This is a genomic window from Bacteroides timonensis (genome assembly GCF_000513195.1).
Taxonomy (GTDB): Bacteria; Bacteroidota; Bacteroidia; order Bacteroidales; family Bacteroidaceae; genus Bacteroides; species Bacteroides timonensis.
On sequence record NZ_CBVI010000023.1, the window covers coordinates 90575 to 110095 of the forward strand.

Genomic DNA, 19521 nt, shown 5'->3' on the forward strand with positions numbered 1-19521 from the left:
CTAAAAGACTAAGAACAATGAAAGAAGAAATCATTATAGCAGGCTTCGGTGGACAAGGCGTATTATCTATGGGAAAGATTTTGGCATACTCGGGACTGATGGAAGATAAGGAAGTGAGCTGGATGCCCGCTTACGGACCGGAACAACGTGGTGGTACAGCCAACGTTACGGTGATTGTAAGCGATGAGAAAATCTCCTCTCCTATTCTGAGCAAGTATGACGCTGCCATTATTCTGAACCAGCCCTCACTGGAGAAATTCGAAAGTAAGGTAAAGACGGGCGGTATCCTGATTTACGACGGATATGGTATCATCAACCCGCCGACGCGTAAGGATATCAAAGTGTATCGTATCGACGCAATGGATGCAGCCAATGAAATGAATAATGCCAAAGCATTCAACATGATTGTGCTGGGTGGATTGCTGAAACTGAAACCGATGGTTACGCTGGATAGCGTGCTCAGAGGCTTGAAGAAGACATTGCCCGAACGTCATCATCACTTGATACCGATGAATGAAGAAGCGATTAAAAAAGGAATGGAATTGATTAAAGAGGTATAATTCCATTGACTCTTACGATAAATCAATAAGCCCTTGCAATAGTTTCTTTTTGCAAGGGCTTATTTTATAAGTTACCATATTTATATCAAAGAAATAAAAAGTACGTTTGTAAAAATAGGCAAAAAAGGCTGAATTCCGCAAGCGAATAATTTTTTATTGTATCTTTGCGCCTAATTATGAGACGCATTCTACTGACATATATACTTCTATTCGTATTGGGATTGCTGGCAGCACAGGCACAGCGGCCACTCAATACATTGGATAACCGTGACCGCTATGGGAATCAGGTTGACCCGTCAACACAACCAGATAGCCTGGATACCAGCACTGACGTTCAAAGTATTCCGCCTAAACTCTATATGTGGCAATTAAGTGAGACTCTGGGTAACCGGACCATCGTTCCTGCCGACACTCTTTCCTTGAATTTCCAGAATACAAACCTGGTAGACGGTATGACGGGACAATACAATTTCCTGGGTAATCTCGGTTCTCCCCGTCTTTCACGTATATTCTTTGATCGTGAAAGCACCGAACCGACTATTTTTATGACGCCATTCTCCAGTTTCTTTGTTCGTCCCGATCAGGTATTCTTCACCAACAGTAATGTTCCTTATACAAATCTGACTTATTATAAGGCGGGCAATAAGGTAAACGGTGAAGAGCGATTCAAATCTTATTTTTCTGTCAATGTAAACAAACGGTTGGCATTTGGCTTCAATTTCGATTACCTGTACGGACGTGGATACTACTCCAATCAGTCTACTTCGCACTTCAATGCCGGCATATTCGGAAGTTATATTGGTGAACGCTACCAACTGCAAGCTGTCTACAACAACTTCTTCATGAAGATGAATGAAAACGGCGGTATAGCAAATGACGGTTACATTACCCGCCCCGATACAATGGCTGACGGTAAGAAAGAATATGAATCCACCACTATTCCTGTGAAGCTGGAACAGACTTCCAACCGTAACAAAGACTTCTATATTTACCTTACGCAACGCTATCGGTTAGGATTCAAGCGGAGAGTATTGAAAGAAGTAGCCCAAAACAATAACGTTAAACAAAACTTCGCTCCCACGGCAGCATCTACTGCCATGATTCCCGACACCGCCATTACAGACAGCTTAGGTATGGATAGTTTAGGTGCTGACAGTTTAGGCACCGACAGCCTTTCAGCAGAAAGGCTTGCAATGAGAAAAAGCCTGAGTCTGGATAGCCTTAACAACGCCACCGCCTTGGCAGAAGATACCAACTACGTTGAAGAATTCGTCCCTGTCACAAGTTTCATTCATACTTTTAAAGTGGAGCGCTCACGCCATCGTTTCCAATCATACAACGAACCGGAGGGTATGTATGAAAACACTTACTTCAATAAAAACGGAAGTGTCAGCCGGGACTCCACCACAGCATTCAGCATAAAGAACATCTTTGGCATAGCCCTGTTGGAAGGTTTCAACAAATATGCCAAAGCAGGATTAACCGCTTATATCTCTCATAAGTTCAGCCGTTATGACCTGATGAATGCAGATTCCATGACGGTAGACCGCTTTACGGAACAAGAAATATTTGTGGGCGGTGAACTTGCCAAACGACAAGGTAAAGTCCTTCACTATTCCATAGATGGTGAAATAGGTATTATGGACAAAGCGCTGGGGCAATTCCGTGTACATGGTAATATGGATTTGAATTTCCGATTGGGAAAAGATACGGTAAACCTTATCGCACGAGGTTTTGTGACGAATACACTACCATCTTTCTATATGCGGCATTATCACTCCAACCATTTCTTCTGGGACAATGACAATATGGAGAAAGAATTCCGTACCCGTGTAGAAGGCGAATTAAACATTGACCGCTGGGGTACTAATCTTCGTGCCGGTGTAGAAAACATCAAAAACTATACCTATTTCAACCAGAAAGCTGTACCCGAGCAGTATAGCGGTAATATACAAATACTTTCAGCAACACTGAAACAGAACTTCCGTGCAGGTATTTTCCATTTGGATAACGAAGTAACCTGGCAAAAGTCAAGCAATGAAACAATTCTCCCATTGCCACAACTTTCACTATACTCCAACTTATACATTCTGACCAAGTTGGCAAAGAAAGTTCTTACAGTGCAATTGGGAGCCGATGTGCGCTATTTCACCAAATACAATGCGCCGGCCTATACGCCTGCCGTTCAACAATTCCACCTGCAACCGGGAAATGACCAGGTAGAGATAGGTGGTTATCCTATAGTGAACATTTATGCAAACCTGCAACTGAAGCGTACGCGGCTATTCGCTATGTACTCTCACGTAAATCAAGGCATGGGTACGCGTAATTCTTTCCTTGTACCACACTACCCCATCAACCCGAGCCTGCTTAAGCTAGGTGTTTCGTGGAATTTCTACGATTAAAACTCTTTCCACATGAAGATCCCGAAAGCCAAGATTCTGAAATACGCTGCTATGGGTATAATAGCTGCCTTCATTGCTACCTTCTTTTTTAAAAAGGAGAAGCAGCAAGGGCATCCGCGTGACTATGCAGAAATTGCAGCCGAGAAAATAATCCGTGCTGCCACAGAATATAACTCCATCAGTTTCTATGTTGACGGAGATACGCTATCGGGCTTTCATTATGAACTGATAGAAGCGTTTGCCCGTGACCATGGCTGGAAAGCTGCCATCACTCCCGAAATGAGTTTTGACAAACGGCTGGAAGGACTTGCAACAGGCGAGTTCGATGTTATCGCTTATGGTATTCTCGCCACCAGTGAACTGAAAGACTCTTTGCTCCTTACTACTCCGATTGTACTTAATAAACAGGTTCTCGTACAGCGCAAAGCCATATCTCCCACTGACTCTCTATTCGTTAAAAGTCAGTTAGACCTGGCAGGCAAAACCCTGCACGTAGTGAAAGGATCGCCTTCCATCCTCCGTATTCGTAATCTGGGAAACGAAATTGGTGACACTATATATATTAAGGAAATAGATAAATACGGTTCGGAACAGCTGATATCACTTGTAGCTCATGGGGATATAGATTATGCCGTATGCGATGAAAGCATCGCCCGTGCCGTAGCGGATAGTCTTCCACAGATAGATATCAATACCGATATCAGTTTTACCCAGTTCTATTCCTGGGGAGTCAGCAAACAATCACCTGTTCTATTGGACAGCCTCAACAGCTGGCTTCAGACTTTTCGGAACAGTGATGAGTTTAAATCTATCTACCGTAAATATTACCGGACTTCAAATAAAAGATAAGTTCCTTTCAAACAAGCTTATACAATAAAACCGGAAGTTCCCTGTGCGGAACTTCCGGTTTTATTCTTTTCCATTCCTAGTTTCATGCCTTGAAACTAATTGCATCAAGCAAGGCTCTCTACTTCCCGAAGCCACATCTCTGATGATGCATCGCTTGGCATACGCCAATCCCCGCGCGGACTGATAGAAATACTACCTACTTTAGGTCCGTCCGGCAGACAAGAGCGCTTAAATTGTTGATTGAAAAAGCGACGGAAGAATGTCTGCAACCATTTCTTGATTGTCTCTTCATCATACACGTCCTTAAATGTACGCGCTGCAAGGAAGAATATCTTGGAAGGACGGAAACCACAACGAAGGAAATAATACAGGAAGAAATCATGCAGCTCATAAGGACCTACCAGATCTTCCGTTATCTGTTTGATATTGCCGTTTTCATCTGCCGGAATCAATTCAGGACTAATCGGAGTATCCACAATATCCAGCAACGTCATGCGTGAAGCTTCGTCCATATCATTCTCGGCTACCCATTTCACCAGATATTTAACCAAAGTCTTAGGCACACTTCCATTCACACCATACATGGACATATGATCTCCATTATAAGTAGCCCAGCCCAATGCCAGTTCCGAAAGATCGCCCGTACCAATTACCATTCCGCAAGTCTGGTTGGCAATATCCATCAATATCTGCGTACGCTCGCGCGCCTGAGCATTTTCATAAACTACATCATGCACATCGATATCATGGTCTATATCTTTGAAATGCTGAATACAGGCTTCCTTGATGCTGACTTCACGAACAGTGATTCCCAAAGAATTCATCAGATCTACGGCATTCGTATGCGTGCGGTCTGTTGTTCCAAACCCCGGCATTGTTACACCGATAATATCTTTACGAGACCATCCCAATTTATCGAAGGTTTTGACACACACCAGTAATGCCAATGTAGAATCCAACCCACCGGAAATGCCGACTACCGCACTCTTGGCAGCAGTGTGTACCAGACGCTGAGCCAAACCGGAAACTTGTATGGAGAATATTTCCTCGCAACGCTCGTTCAACTCAACTCCTTGCGGCACAAAAGGATGAGGGTCAAAACTACGCGTCAGGTTCAGTTCTTTACTATTTACATATTCTGTAGAAACACGTACCGCCTCTCCCGGCGCGCAATGCGCCCGACAAGCGGAAAAAGTTGTATTAACACGACGTTCCGTGCGCAAATGTTCCACATCTATTTCACTGATAATCATCTGTCCCTCGAAAGAGAAACGCTTGCTGCGAGCTATTAGGCTGCCATTTTCGAAAATCAGTCCGTTCCCTGCAAACACCACATCCGTAGTAGACTCACCGAACCCACACGAACAGAAAACATAACCGGCAATGCAACGAGCCGACTGCTGGCTGATCAAAGAACACAAATAGTTGTGCTTACCAATCCCTTCATTATCCGCCGACAGATTAAACAGAATTTCCGCACCTTGCAATGCCAGTGAAGAACTGGGCGGAATAGGTGCCCATAAATCCTCACAAATTTCAATGCCGAACGTCGTATCCGCAGTTTCGAACAATAAGTCAGTTCCCATTGGAACCACCTGTCCACAAAGGCGTACGCTCCTTTCGCTCACATCTACAGCAGATGTAAACCAGCGTTTCTCATAAAATTCCTTGTAGTTGGGGAGGTAAGTCTTGGGCACTACTCCCAACACCTTTCCTTTTTGAATTACGACTGCGGCATTCAGCAATACTCCGTTCATCGCTATCGGCATGCCAAGTATGGCTATGATATCCAACTGCCTTGTATTACTTACAATCTGTATCAATCCCATTTCCGCTTCTTCAAGCAATAATTGCTGGGCAAATAAATCACCGCATGTATATCCCGTCACACACAACTCCGGAAAAGCAATGATCTGCACACCTTTCCCCTCGGCTATGATTATTTCCTTTTCAATTTCCCTGGCATTGAACTTACAGTCCGCTACCTTCACACGGGGCACAGCCGCCGCTACCTTTACATATCCGTAATTCATAAGGATGTCATTTAAAAATATGGCGGCAAAAATACGGTTATTTATCCATAAACACAAAATAATCACTTCATTCACCTCAGATATCCAAGATTATTTGTACTTTTAGCAACATTTTTAAAGCACGCCATACAAAACTCATGAGAGCTCCTAGTACAGTCCATAAATGGTTACTTTCCCTGATACTTCTAATCGGGTGCCTGTCAGTTTCCGCTAAAGAAAAAGAGTATATATTATTCCTCAGTTCCGTCAATGCAGAAGAAGCATGGATTCACGGTTTCCGGAACGAACTTCAAAAACGCTTCCCTTATGAAGGAAATATCGAATTACGTGAATACTTTCTGGCAGTCCCGGTGCTTACCAATGAAGAAGAAATCAAACAAGCCCAAGATAATCTTCTGCAAACATTTCCTACACCACCTAAAGTTGTCATAATCGTAGGAGATCCGGGATGGTTGGTCAGTGCGTCCATTTTCGACGGCCCCTGGAAAAATATCCCTGTCATACTTTGCTATTCACGCGGACGGGTTCCCTCTACTCTGCAAACATTATTAGCAAAAACTCCTTTGACAGAAGCAAACAGTATCCCTATCGAAGAATTTAACAAAAACTATAATATCACCGTACTGAAACAACCCTATTACATCAAGGAAACTCTGACACTCATCAGACAGCTTCAGCCGGAAGTCAACAGGATTGCTTTTATTTCCGACAACCGCTATATCAGCACAGTTACCCGCCAAGCCGTGAGTACGGTGATGCAAAAAGATTTTCCTGATCTGAAACTGGAACTTCTATCTTCAGAGCAAATAAGTACAGAAGAATTACTGGATACACTTACCAGTTACAGGAAAACCACCGGCGTCATCTATTACGCATGGCTCCGGCAATATGGAAATAACAAGAATTACTATCTGTCGGACCATCTCAAAAAGATACTTCCCAGTTTCCTGGAAGTTCCCGTATTTACATTAGCTGACTTAAACCTGCAAGAAAATCTCTATGCTGGCGGACATTATATCTCTATCCGCGACTTCACGGATACGGTAATGTCCACAATCAGCCGCATCCTATCGGGAGAAACTGCTTCTTCCATTCCTTACCAGAATGGCGGAGTTGCACATACCTATCTGAACTTTGCCGACCTAAAATGGTGCAAGATATCAGAAAATTTATACCCGAAAGACGCTATTTACTTCTTCCAGCCTCCTACTTTCTATCAGCAGTATAAGACTTATATCTGGATGACAATCCTATTTATCGCTTTATTCTTCAGCCTATATATCTTCTATTATATTCATTCCCAAAAGCATAAAAAGGAGCTGATTCTTGCAAAGGAACGTGCCGAAGAATCCGACCGTCTCAAATCTGCTTTTCTTGCTAATATGAGTCATGAGATACGCACTCCGCTCAATGCTATCGTGGGCTTTTCCAGTATCCTTGCCGAAACGGCTAATACTCCTGAAAGCCATGAATATATCCGGATTATTGAAGACAACAACTGCCTGTTGCTACAACTCATTAACGATATACTCGACCTGTCCAGGATAGAAGCCGGTTTGCTGGACTTCTGTTATACCGAAGTAGACATCAACGGCTGTATCCGTAAACTTGAAGATGCTTTCCATTTTAGAATGCCTGCAAATGTGGAATGTATTGCAGAGTTCGGCATGAAGAAATGCTACATCTATACAGAAACGAATCGTCTGAGTCAAGTACTTGGCAATTATCTCTCCAATGCCATTAAGTACACCACAGAGGGAAGTATCACTGTCGGCTACTATCCACCCAAAGACGGAAACATGCGATTCTATGTGCGGGACACCGGTTGCGGAATTTCTCCCGAAAAGCAGAAAGCCATTTTCCAACGTTTTGTAAAGCTGGATAACTTCAAACAAGGTACCGGCCTTGGCTTATCCATTTGCCAAATGATTGCCGAAAAGATGCATGCCACCATCGGAGTTTCTTCCGAAATAGGTAAAGGTTCCGAGTTCTGGATAGAAATACCTTACCAGCCAATTCACACTGTTTAACGAAAAGGAGGAAAAAAGAATGGAAATCTTTTGGTAAAATCGAATAAGTCTTTATCTTTGCAAGCGAAATAAAAATGTAATTATTACAAGTTTGAATTAAACGAATATGGAAGTAGTAGTAGAACGATTGCAAGGACATAACATTAAACCCTCGGTACAGCGTATTGCTATCATGAAATATCTTATGGAGCACCGCACACATCCGACGGTAGATGAGATTTATACGGCATTATCTCCTACTATACCGACACTCTCAAAAACTACAGTCTACAACACGCTGAAGATTTTGAGCGAACAAGGAGCCGCACAAACGCTTACCATCGACGAGCGTAACACATGCTATGATGCCGACACCACTCCACATTCACATTTCTTGTGCAAACGTTGCGGAAGAATCTATGACTTACCCTGTGACGATGCAATAAAAAAAGTGGTAGATACGGATATGGATGGACACGAAGTGCAGGAAATCCATTATTATTACAAAGGAATCTGTAAACAATGTAAAGAAGACTAACGTTTTTTATAAAACGAACGAATAACTAATTCAATTAAATCAAAAAGAAAATGAAAAAATTTAGATGTACTGTATGCGGTTACGTATATGAAGGTGATGCCGCTCCTGAGAAATGCCCGTTGTGTAAAGCTCCTGCCAGCAAGTTCGTAGAAGTTGTAGAAACCACAGAAGACGGTCCTCTGTCTTTTGCTGACGAACACGTGATCGGTGTAGCTAAAGGTTGTGATGATGAAATGATTAAAGACCTGAACAACCACTTCATGGGTGAATGTACAGAAGTAGGTATGTATTTGGCTATGAGCCGTCAGGCTGACCGTGAAGGTTATCCCGAAGTAGCTGAAGCTTTCAAGCGTTATGCTTGGGAAGAAGCAGAACATGCTTCTAAGTTTGCTGAACTGTTGGGTGACTGTGTATGGGATACCAAAACTAACCTCGAAAAGAGAATGAACGCTGAGTCAGGCGCTTGCGAAGACAAGAAACGTATTGCCACTCGTGCAAAAGCTCTGAATCTGGATGCTATTCATGACACTGTTCATGAAATGGCAAAAGACGAAGCTCGTCACGGTAAAGGCTTTGAAGGTCTGTACAACCGTTACTTCAAGAAATAATCCTTTTTAGTATTTTTAGGGGAAAGAGGTTGCCATTCTGGTAACCTCTTTTTCTATAATACTATTCATCCCCTCTCAAGTTATCCCACGAAATGTAACACATCATTTGCTATACGTTACATTCCCCTTTTATAAAGGGGGTTTTCCTCCATATTATGTTTGCGAGAATATCTGTTTTCAATTACTTTTGTATCACAACTGCTAACCCCAACGTAATCATGAAAACACTATTATCCATCTTATTCCTTTTCTTTGCAACCTACGGATACAGTCAATCAGAGAAACTATTTACGGTAGACCGTGAATTATCAAACAGCAATATCAATCAGATTTATCAAGCCAAAGACGGAGTTATCTGGATAGCCACCGAAGACGGACTTAATCGCTACGACGGCGCAAAGTTCAGTGTGTACAAACATAAAGAAGGGAATGACAGTTCATTAGTGGATAACAATGTACAGATACTCTTCGAAGACAACAAAGGGAACTTCCTGATAGGTACACAACGTGGATTACAACTATACGATCCGGCAACAGATCTCTTTAAAGAAATACCCATCCTGTACGAAACAGGAATAAACATGAGCGCACATATCAGTACGATCCTGGAGCGTAAGGATGGAGAATTATTAATAGGCACTTCCGGCCACGGCGTTTATTCATTGATATTAGGAGAAACAGAACCTCTTGTCAAAGAGGCGCAACTACCGGTTCCCAGTTTTTTCATCACCTACCTATTCGAAGACCAAAACGAAAACCTGTGGGTTTCTACAGAAGGCAAGGGAGTATACCGTATTGACGGATCAGGTCAAATCTATCACTATTTCATCGGAAAAGAGAATGCCTGGAATATAATCACCTCCATTTGCCTGGATGAGAAAGGGAATATCTATGCCAGTAACTTAAACAAAGGAATATTTATCTACGACCGGCAGAAAGATACTTTTACCCCTATCTCCTGCCCGATACTTCCCGACCTGCCCATCAATACGATATATGCTGCCGGACAAGGAAAAATCTATATCGGAACCATAGGTTACGGCATTAAAGTATATGATATACACACACAGAAAATAAAGGAAAGCGAGTTCAGTTTCAGTACTTTCGATTTCAGCAAAGCCGATGTACACGCCATCACAAAGGACAGGGCAGGCAACTTATGGCTGGGTATCAATGGCAAAGGGGTAATGCTTCTTCCGGCTACAACAAACCAATTCAAGTACATGGGCTACAAGTCCGCGACCACCAATAAGATAGGTTCTAACAGTATAAAAGCAGTATGTAAAGACAATGAAGGAACCTTATGGCTCGGAACAGCGAATGACGGTATATATGGTATAAAAGGAAAGAATAAACCTTCCCTGCACTTTGAGCACAAAGAGACTTCCAATTCCGTACCGTCCACAATCAACCACATCCACCAGACAGCAGACGGCAGATTGTGGCTGGCTTCGCCTTTGGAAGGGCTGGCAGAGATGGATCCCAAGACCGGCCTGTGCCAATACTATAAATTACAGGACCATCATCAAAATGAAGTGAAAAATATATCGTATCTGACATCAGACAAGAACGGTGAACGATTGTGGGTGGCCGTTATGGGCGGAGGCGTGTTTTACATCGATCTAAAAACCGGAAAAGTCAACAGATGCGATACTTTTGAAAGTGGAAAAGAATATCAGGAGAATTACAATGTACTCCACAACCGTTGGGTAGCCTCATTGCTGTACACCCGCAACAATAAGTTATATATCGGCACCTACGATGGCTTAGGATGTCTGGACGTACCCACAATGAACTTCGCCTCAACCTATGGGAAAAACAGAATATTCAGTGGCAGTATCATACTGACCCTCTTTGAGGATGAACAAGGCGACATCTGGGCAGGTACCACCAAAGGGCTTATTCATATAGACGGGAAAAGTGGAAGCTCTAAAACTTATACTACACACGATGGATTGCCTAATAATACCATTTGTGCCATTCAAGGCAATAAACAACATGGATTATGGATAAGCACCAATTACGGTATCACAAACATGGACCCGGAAACAGGTACCTTTATCAACTACTATGCAGGAAATGGGTTACAAGGAAATGAATTTAGCAAAAATGCAGCCTGTACAGATAAAGATGGATATCTCATCTTTGGAGGTATCAATGGTATCACCTTTTTCCGACCAGCAGAAATCACTACAGAAGTCAAAAAGCCCGAGGTCAGAATTGCCGACTTCTACATCCATAACAAAGCTGTTAAGAAAGGCACACGTTCCGGTAACCATAAAGTTATAGAAACAGCGGTACAGGAAGCCAGCCGGTTCCGTTTATGTCATAGAGACAACTCGTTCAGCATCGAATTCTCAGCTATGGAGTTCTATAATCCGGAACGGATCACCTATCTTTATTCCATGAATGGAGCAACCTGGGTGGCATTAGCACCGGGTGTCAACAGAGTTTCTTTCAGTGATTTGGCACCGGGTACTTATCACTTCAGGATGAAAGCCAAAGACTATACAGCCTACTCGGAAGAGAAAGAAATCATCATCCAGATAGATCCGGCATGGTGGGCATCGGGTTGGGCTAAATTAATATACGTCCTATTGATATTATCAATCATCGGATTCATTGTGATGCAGGTGCATCATCGTTACCGTATGCATCAAAAGATGTTGCAACACATCCATGCCGAGCAAATTAACGAAGCAAAGTTACAGTTCTTCATTAATATTTCTCACGAAATACGAACTCCGATGTCGCTTATCATCAGTCCCTTGCAACAACTGATGGCAAAAGATAAGGATGCAGAATGCAGAAAGCTCTACAGTACTATACAACGGAATGCCGAGCGCATCCTGCAATTGGTAAATCAATTAATGGATATCCGAAAAATAGACAAAGGTCAAATGTCCCTCATGTTTAAAAAGGCTGAAATAGTTAGTTTCACCCGTGACCTGTTAGAAACCTTCGAACAACAGACAAGGGTAAAGAAACTCGACTTAAAATTCCACACCTCCGCTCCTGAAATAGAAATGTGGATAGATCCTAAGAACTTTGATAAGATCATACTGAACCTGCTGTCGAATGCTTGTAAGTTCACGCCTGAAAACGGACAAGTGGAAATCAGCCTCAGCACAGGTGAGGATACCCACCTTCCCCAAAATGCACCTCTGCGCCGATATGTTGAGCTTACAGTTGCGGACAGTGGTATCGGCATTGCTTCCACTGAACGGGAACATATATTCGAGCGATTCTACCAGATACACAACAGTCAGAACAACTCAAATATAGGAACAGGTATCGGGCTTCATCTTACACGCTCTTTAGTGGAGCTGCATTACGGAAATATTCACGTAGAGGACAATGGCGAAGGCAAACCGGGCTCCCGGTTTATCATACGGCTACCGCTAGGAAACGGGCATTTGAAAAAGGAAGAAATAGAAGAAGCAACAACCGCCAACACCATAATAAATATCCCGGCGGCAGAACCAGCTATCATAGCTTCCCCACTACCTTATGATGACGATGAAGAAGCCAGCGGTAAAGTCCGTGCCCGCAGTCGTCGCCATGTACTTGTGGTAGAAGACGATGAAGAGATTCGCCACTACATTTGCCGCGAACTGAGCAATGACTTTTACATGACCGAATGCAGTAACGGAAAAGAAGCATTAGCATTGATATTATCCCATACGCCCGATCTGATAATCAGCGATGTGATGATGCCAGAAATGGACGGATTGACACTCTGCCGCAAGATACGACAGAATGTGAACATCAACTATCTACCCATCATCCTGCTTACCGCCCGTACCAGTGAGGAGGACAATCTGGAAGGGTTGGATACCGGTGCCGATGCTTATCTGATGAAACCATTCAGCATTGAGTTGCTGAGAAAAACTGTCTTAAACCTCATCCGCCGCCGGGAACAATTGCGTAATGCTTTCAGTGGCCGTCAGAATCAGGAGGAACAAATCTCAATCCCAGAAGTAAAATCTCCCGATGACCGGCTTATGGAACGTGTCATGCGCGTTATCAATGAGAATTTAGGCAATCCGGCATTAACTGTCGAAATGATCAGTACGGAAGTAGGTATCAGCCGTGTACATCTGCATCGCAAGCTCAAAGAACTCACGAATCAGACTACACAACAACTCATTCGTAACTTGCGTCTGAAGCAGGCAGCCACCCTGTTGGCCGACAAGCGGCATAGCATAACAGAAGTAGCCACATTAACCGGTTTTACGCATCCCACTTACTTCGCCACAGCATTCCGCGAAATGTATGGCATATCACCATCAGAGTATATGGAACGCCATATAGGGCAGGATAAAACGAAAGATGGCATCTTTTGATATGAAAGATGCCAACTTATACAACAAGAGATGCCAACTTTTGATAAAAAAGATGACATCTTTTACATAGCTATTTTAAAGTTCTTGTCCGAGGGCTTTCCGTTAGGTTAAGCCTACCGGGCATATCGCCTCCGCAATCTACTATGATCTTATGCAATACTATCGCCGGACTGAGAGGGCGAATAGTCAGAGTATGTACCCCGGCCTCCAGAGTGACATCAGGAAAAGTTACTTTTGACTCTATCACCCGTGCCGCTCCTGCAGGATACATTTTTGAATAACAGTTGGCCCAAGTCAGGTCTGAATTGTAATTCACGATTTGTTCTTCACCGTCATCTAAACGAATGGCATAACTATGCCCTCCCTTAATAAAAGGCAAGGTACTATCCAATATCAGGCGTACACGCACACCGGACAAGTCAGACTTTAATCGCATTTGATAGGTCAACGAAGCACCGGATACCGGCTTGGTATATGGCATCAAAGAAAGTCCGGAGAGTGTACGTCCCAAGTCCGGTATAACAGTCCATTGTGTACCGGGTTCCTGCACGGATGTAGCAAAACGCTCCGCTTCCATTACCACTACCCTACTGCTCTCTTCATATTCATAACCACCCATTGCCATATTTCCGTTCCGGGAAGCATCCACACGGGTTACTTTCGGCATTATATTTCCTCCTTTCGGTTCATCCCATGAAGTATAGCCTATATGGGTCTGATCCATCATGTGTTTCCATTTGCCACCGGCAATATTATTATTATAATCGGCGCATAGCTCCGCATCTCTCCGGAAGCAATACTCCACACGATCCGCCCAGGCATTGGCACGCACATCATTTTCAGCAGCCAACTGCCGATTCATGGCGGTAGCACAGTACATTTCATAAAGATTGGCCATAGCCTGCACAGGGAATAATATCAGCTCCTTATAAGCATCGCGCCTATTCTCCGGCAGCAAAGCAAACTGACGGACAGCATGTGCTTCCAATGCCAGAAACTCATCGGCCACAGCTTTAAATTCACCACTTTGCAAATTATAGGTTTTGTGATCCAACATCTCTGCCGTCACACGAGCGCAATACTTACAATAAAGATTTAAAATTCGTGCAGCTTCGCCAGCATACTCATTACCAAATTGCTGGCGGCAAAATTCTCTTGTATAATCCATCAGATTACCCGCATTAAAAGCATCAGGATTCCATGCCATTTTCAAGAAGAAATCCGTAGGAAACTCATTCGGTTTCAAATCACCTACATTCAATATCCACATCTTATCCACACCATAAGCATATGTCAGATAAAGCTGTTCCCACATATGCTGGATTTGAGTCATATTCAACCACTGATAAGCACGCGGAGCACCATGCAAATCCACATGATAGTACATGCCATAACCACCGGGATGACGTTTAACACCCGGTTCGGGCAGACGGCGAACATCTCCCCAATTGTCATCACATAACAGAATCATTACATCATCCGGTATCTGCATACCTTGATCGTAATATTCCAGTACCTCACTATAAAGCGCCCATAATTGCGGAGTCTTAGAAGCAGATTTTCCCGTAACCTCGGCTATGATACGACGCTGTTCTTTCACTATATTTTCCAACAGTTTTGTATCTGTATCAGGTCCCATCGGCGCATCACCGTCACCACGCATCGCAATGGTCACCACTTCTTCTTTACCCCGCATACGCTCTATACCTTCACGGAAAAAGCGGTCGATACCATCTTTGTTTGTCTGATAGTTCCAGGCTCCATACACTTTACGATTGCGAGCATACTCCTGATGGTTACGCGCCATAGGCTCATGGTGGGAAGTACCGATTATGATACCCATCTCATCAGCCAATGGACTGTTCATGGGATCATCCGCATAGAAAGCAGCACTCCACATAGCAGGCCATAGGAAGTTGGCTTTCAGGCGAAGCAGTAATTCATACACATGCACGTACATTTTACTATTGAAGCCACCATAACGTTCCGTGGTCCAACCTCCCATGCAAGGCCATTCATCATTAATAAAAATACCGCGATACTTCACTGCCGGTTCTCCGTCGGTATATACACCTTTCTTAATATAGAGTTCCTCATGCCGTTCCGCCGGAACATCCGCCCACCAATACCAGGGAGATACCCCTATCTGACGAGATAACTCATAAACTCCATAGATAGTTCCACGCTTATCGCTACCAGCAATTAACAACACTTCACCCGGTATTCCTTCCACCGGATCCTTTACTGTGGTGATTATAAACTTCTCATTCTTGCCTTTCAACTCGCGGGTATCCAGTTTCTTCGATTTCACCAATTGCTTTATGAATGGAGACTCGTCAAAAGAACCAATAAGAATACGTACATTTTGCCCATCCGTACTTCCCTTCCGTTTTGCATCGGTCACTAATGCAGGACGTATATCGGCCACTTTATAAAAATCCTCCTGCAAATTATGTACAGCCGTTAATACTCCTTTATGTTCCTCATCAGCACATAAAATACTGAAACTCCTTTGTTGAGATGTTACAAGCTCCAACGTACCTTCTTCCCGAATGAAAGAGACAAACTTATCCGCCGCTTGCAGTGTCGAAGCCAGAGTGAGACAAAGTTGCAGGCAGACAATCCGTGTTTTTAATGATATTCTCATCATGTAGAAATAAATTAGATTAATAATACTATGAAACAAAGGTACACGGCTTCCAGAAGCCTGCCAAAGATCACTGTTACAGATACTTTCGAGCATATTACGAGCTAAAAGAATAAGGCTGTGTTACATCAATTAAAGTCTATGATACACCTCTAATATAGAATGCAACATCAGTTAATCTTTCTGCAATAGCAACATATTTATTACTATTATTATACTTCCTACTTTTGCTTCGGGAACAAAAAGGTTCTTTATCATTATTTATTAATCTTAAAACTAAAAGAATTATGGAAAGCATGTATGACAACAGTTAATCCTAACTTTATGACATCAGAGAAAACATAGTTATTAACTATCTTAAACTAATGGTAATGAAAAATGTAAAAAAGAAAATTCAAAGGATTCCTTACTTGTTCCTTTTGATGCTTTTTAGCTGCCTGACAGCTTCGGCACAACAAGGAATAACAGTGAAAGGAACAGTCGTGGACGACAATGGCGAGACTATAATTGGAGCCTCGGTAGTTGTAAAAGGAAATAATTCAATAGGTACGATCTCAGATATAGACGGTAATTTTGTATTGACCGTGCCCAATGAAAAGTCAGTTCTTGTCGTTTCGTTTGTAGGTATGGAGCCGCAGGAAGTGAAGGCTTCTTCAAAAGGGACAATCAAAGTAGTTCTGAAAGATGATACACAGCTACTGGACGAAGTTGTTGTAGTAGGTTACGGACAGCAAAAGAAAGCGTCGGTGGTAGGAGCCATTACACAGACTTCCGGAAAAACGCTGGAGCGGTCTGGAGTAAGCAATTTAGGAGCTGCCTTAACGGGTAACCTTCCGGGAGTCATTACTTCCAGTTCTACCGGTATGCCCGGTGCCGAAGACCCGAAGATTATTATCCGCACACAGAGCTCGTGGAATAATAGCGAACCCCTGGTACTGGTAGACGGCATCGAACGTGAAATGAGTTCAGTAGACATCTCCTCGGTGGAGAACATTTCTGTATTGAAAGATGCATCCGCTACTGCTGTTTATGGTGTGAAAGGTGCCAACGGAGTAATCCTTATCACTACCAAACGCGGTAAGGAAGGAAAAGCCAACGTACAGATCAAGGCCAATATGACAGCTAAAGTAGTATCAAAACTCCCTGAAAAGTATGATGCTTATGACACATTCTACTTGATGAATAACTCCATTGAGCGCGAAGCTTGTCTCAATCCTGCCGGATGGGCAAACTACACACCGGCGGCCATCATCGATAAGTATCGTCATCCGGCCAATGCCGAAGAGTGGGACCGCTATCCTAATGTGGATTGGGAGGATGAGCTTTTCAAGAAAGTCGCTATGTCCTATAATACCAGCGTCAACGTATCAGGTGGTACTAAAGTTGTAAATTACTTCGCAGCTGTAGATTTCGTAAACGAAGGTGACTTGTTCAAGAGCTTTGAAAACGGACGTGGTTACAACTCCGGCTTTGGCTATAACCGCATCAACGTACGCAGTAATCTGGACTTCCATTTGACAAAAACGACCAAATTCTCTACCAACCTGTTTGGTTCGAATGCACAACGTCAGCTGCCTTGGGATATGAGCGACAATGACACCGGTTTCTGGAACTCAGCTTATAAATCCGCTCCCGACGCCATGCGTCCCATCTACTCCAATGGTATGTGGGGATGGTATGCGCCGCGTGATGCCGATGTACCCAACTCAGCCTATTTCCTGGCTGTAGGCGGTAAAGAGAAACGCACCACCACCAAAATGACTACTGACTTCATTTTGGAGCAGGACCTGGCTATGCTGACCAAAGGACTGAGATTCAAGGCGAATTTCTCTATGGACTACACTTTTGCGGAGAACAAACGCGGCCTCAGTGACCAGTACAACGATGCACAACGCATCTGGGTGGATCCGGATACAGGCAATATCTCCTATAAATATGACCCTGATACAGGAACAGGACTCGACAAAGTCACTAATCCGATCTATTGGTTACAACAATCCGGTAGTGCAAATATTGGAGCCACTTATCGCAAACTATACTACTCCATGCAGTTTGACTATGCCCGTACCTTCGGCAAGCATGAAGTGACCGGTCTTGGCCTTTTCAGCCGATTAAAAGAGGCACAGGGAAGTGTGTTCCCCATCTATCGGGAAGACTGGGTATTCCGTTTTACCTATAACTACGCCATGCGCTATTTCTTCGAGGCGAATGGTGCTTATAACGGTTCCGAAAAGTTCGGTCCTGATTATCGTTTCGCCTTCTTCCCCTCCCTCTCACTGGGTTGGATGATCAGTGAAGAGAGTTTCATGAAAAAACTGAAGTTCGTCGATATGTTAAAGCTTCGCGCTTCTTGGGGACGAGTAGGTGATGATGCCGTGGTCGCTCCGTGGCAGAGATTTACAGCAGGTCGTTTCTTATACAAAGATCAGTTGAGTTATGGTGGTAACACTGTCATGGGTAGCATCAATCCGGACAACTCTCCTTATACTCACTGGAAAATCTCTTCTCTGGGTAACCCGAATGTCTCTTGGGAAACTGTAGAGAAACGTAATATTGGTTTAGACTACGCTTTCTTTAATGGACTGATAGCAGGTTCAGTAGATGTATTCAACGATACCCGTACGGACATTATAATTAGCGGTGACAGCCGTGCCATTCCGTCTTATTTTGGTACAACGGCTCCCCGAACCAATTTAGGTAAAGTCAACAGCCACGGTTATGAATTGGAATTACGTTTAAATCATGTATTCAACAATGGTCTACGTGCCTGGCTTAACACCAGTATGACTCACGCCATCAATGAAATCAAGTTCAGAGATGACGCTCCTTTGCTACCTGCTTATCAGAAGGGAGCCGGACATACAATTAACCAAGTATATTCATATATCGACCATGGGAATCTGGCTACCTGGGACGATGTGATAGGTAGTAGTAATTGGACAACCGGAAATGACATGAAGTTACCGGGCGACTACAATATTATAGACTTCAACGGTGACGGCATAGTTGACAACGACGACCGTGCTCCTTATCAGTATGCCAGTACACCGCAGAACACCTATAATGCCTCTCTCGGTTTTGAGTGGAAAGGGTTCAGTTGCTTTGCCCAATTCTATGGCGTAACCAATGTAACCCGTGAAGTCAATTTCCCGACATTCCGTTCTACAGCCCACGTAGCTTATGCAGAAGGTCCATACTGGACACCGGGAGGTAATGCCACCCTACCCACTCCACGCTGGGGAACTACTGTAGACGCAGCTGCTACCGGAACACGTTACTGGTATGATGGTGCTTACCTTCGTCTGAAGAATGTTGAATTATCCTATACATTCAAGAACAATTGGCTGAAGAAAATGGGCATCAATTCCTGCCGTCTCTACTTGAACGGCGATAATCTCTACATGTGGACCGACATGCCGGATGACCGTGAAGCCAACTACGGTACAGGCTCTTCGGACGGTGCCTACCCTACGGTACGCCGCTTCAATTTTGGTATCGACATAACCTTATAATAACGAAGAGATAA

General features: G+C 43.5%; 10 protein-coding genes. 8 read left to right on the top strand and 2 right to left on the bottom strand.

The features are described 5' to 3' along the window. Window positions 1-17 precede the first annotated feature (17 nt). The 3 genes from BN161_RS06615 (at window position 18) to BN161_RS06625 (ending at window position 3814) form a co-directional block, all read left to right on the top strand. Window positions 18-560, top strand: a complete 543-nt coding sequence (locus BN161_RS06615) for a 2-oxoacid:acceptor oxidoreductase family protein (protein WP_007215003.1) — start codon at window positions 18-20, stop codon at window positions 558-560. Between the two features lie 176 nt (window positions 561-736). Beyond that, a complete protein-coding gene (locus BN161_RS06620) occupies window positions 737-2965 on the top strand; it encodes a putative porin (protein WP_044264128.1) in 2229 nt (742 codons plus the stop codon). Between the two features lie 12 nt (window positions 2966-2977). Then, entirely contained in the window at window positions 2978-3814 is an 837-nt protein-coding gene (locus BN161_RS06625; RefSeq protein WP_081743648.1) for a transporter substrate-binding domain-containing protein, read from the top strand. Between the two features lie 104 nt (window positions 3815-3918). Here BN161_RS06625 and BN161_RS06630 read toward each other — a convergent pair whose 3' ends face one another. Next, window positions 3919-5847: an NAD(+) synthase gene (locus BN161_RS06630; RefSeq protein WP_044264204.1), complete on the bottom strand. Its 1929-nt coding sequence runs from the start codon at window positions 5845-5847 to the stop codon at window positions 3919-3921. 137 nt (window positions 5848-5984) lie between these two features. Here BN161_RS06630 and BN161_RS06635 point away from each other — a divergent pair, with 137 nt between their 5' ends. The 4 genes from BN161_RS06635 (at window position 5985) to BN161_RS06650 (ending at window position 13348) form a co-directional block, all read left to right on the top strand. Further along, a complete protein-coding gene (locus tag BN161_RS06635) occupies window positions 5985-7877 on the top strand; it encodes a sensor histidine kinase (protein WP_044264130.1) in 1893 nt (630 codons plus the stop codon). 106 nt (window positions 7878-7983) lie between these two features. Next, complete coding sequence (locus BN161_RS06640) at window positions 7984-8394, top strand: Fur family transcriptional regulator (protein WP_007215009.1); 411 nt, start codon at window positions 7984-7986, stop codon at window positions 8392-8394. A 50-nt stretch (window positions 8395-8444) separates the two neighbouring features. Further along, entirely contained in the window at window positions 8445-9002 is a 558-nt protein-coding gene (locus tag BN161_RS06645; protein ID WP_007215010.1) for an NADH peroxidase, read from the top strand. A 218-nt stretch (window positions 9003-9220) separates the two neighbouring features. Next, a complete protein-coding gene (locus BN161_RS06650) occupies window positions 9221-13348 on the top strand; it encodes a hybrid sensor histidine kinase/response regulator transcription factor (protein WP_044264131.1) in 4128 nt (1375 codons plus the stop codon). A 70-nt stretch (window positions 13349-13418) separates the two neighbouring features. Here BN161_RS06650 and BN161_RS06655 read toward each other — a convergent pair whose 3' ends face one another. Then, on the bottom strand, window positions 13419-15998 hold the full coding sequence (locus BN161_RS06655; RefSeq protein WP_081743651.1) for a glycosyl hydrolase 115 family protein: 2580 nt from the start codon (window positions 15996-15998) through the stop codon (window positions 13419-13421). Window positions 15999-16360: 362 nt separating this feature from the next. On the opposite strand from BN161_RS06655, the gene BN161_RS06660 reads away from it, so the two are divergent. Continuing rightward, entirely contained in the window at window positions 16361-19507 is a 3147-nt protein-coding gene (locus BN161_RS06660) for a SusC/RagA family TonB-linked outer membrane protein (RefSeq protein WP_044264132.1), read from the top strand. Window positions 19508-19521: the final 14 nt, after the last annotated feature.

What these genes read in the sequence shown, in the direction of transcription:
- BN161_RS06615 (WP_007215003.1), top strand. Translation starts at nt 18, where the DNA reads ATGAAAGAAGAAATCATTATAGCAGGCTTCGGTGGACAAGGCGTATTA.
- BN161_RS06620 (WP_044264128.1), top strand. Translation starts at nt 737, where the DNA reads ATGAGACGCATTCTACTGACATATATACTTCTATTCGTATTGGGATTG.
- BN161_RS06625 (WP_081743648.1), top strand. Translation starts at nt 2,978, where the DNA reads ATGAAGATCCCGAAAGCCAAGATTCTGAAATACGCTGCTATGGGTATA.
- BN161_RS06630 (WP_044264204.1), bottom strand. Translation starts at nt 5,847, where the DNA reads ATGAATTACGGATATGTAAAGGTAGCGGCGGCTGTGCCCCGTGTGAAG.
- BN161_RS06635 (WP_044264130.1), top strand. Translation starts at nt 5,985, where the DNA reads ATGAGAGCTCCTAGTACAGTCCATAAATGGTTACTTTCCCTGATACTT.
- BN161_RS06640 (WP_007215009.1), top strand. Translation starts at nt 7,984, where the DNA reads ATGGAAGTAGTAGTAGAACGATTGCAAGGACATAACATTAAACCCTCG.
- BN161_RS06645 (WP_007215010.1), top strand. Translation starts at nt 8,445, where the DNA reads ATGAAAAAATTTAGATGTACTGTATGCGGTTACGTATATGAAGGTGAT.
- BN161_RS06650 (WP_044264131.1), top strand. Translation starts at nt 9,221, where the DNA reads ATGAAAACACTATTATCCATCTTATTCCTTTTCTTTGCAACCTACGGA.
- BN161_RS06655 (WP_081743651.1), bottom strand. Translation starts at nt 15,998, where the DNA reads ATGATGAGAATATCATTAAAAACACGGATTGTCTGCCTGCAACTTTGT.
- BN161_RS06660 (WP_044264132.1), top strand. Translation starts at nt 16,361, where the DNA reads ATGGTAATGAAAAATGTAAAAAAGAAAATTCAAAGGATTCCTTACTTG.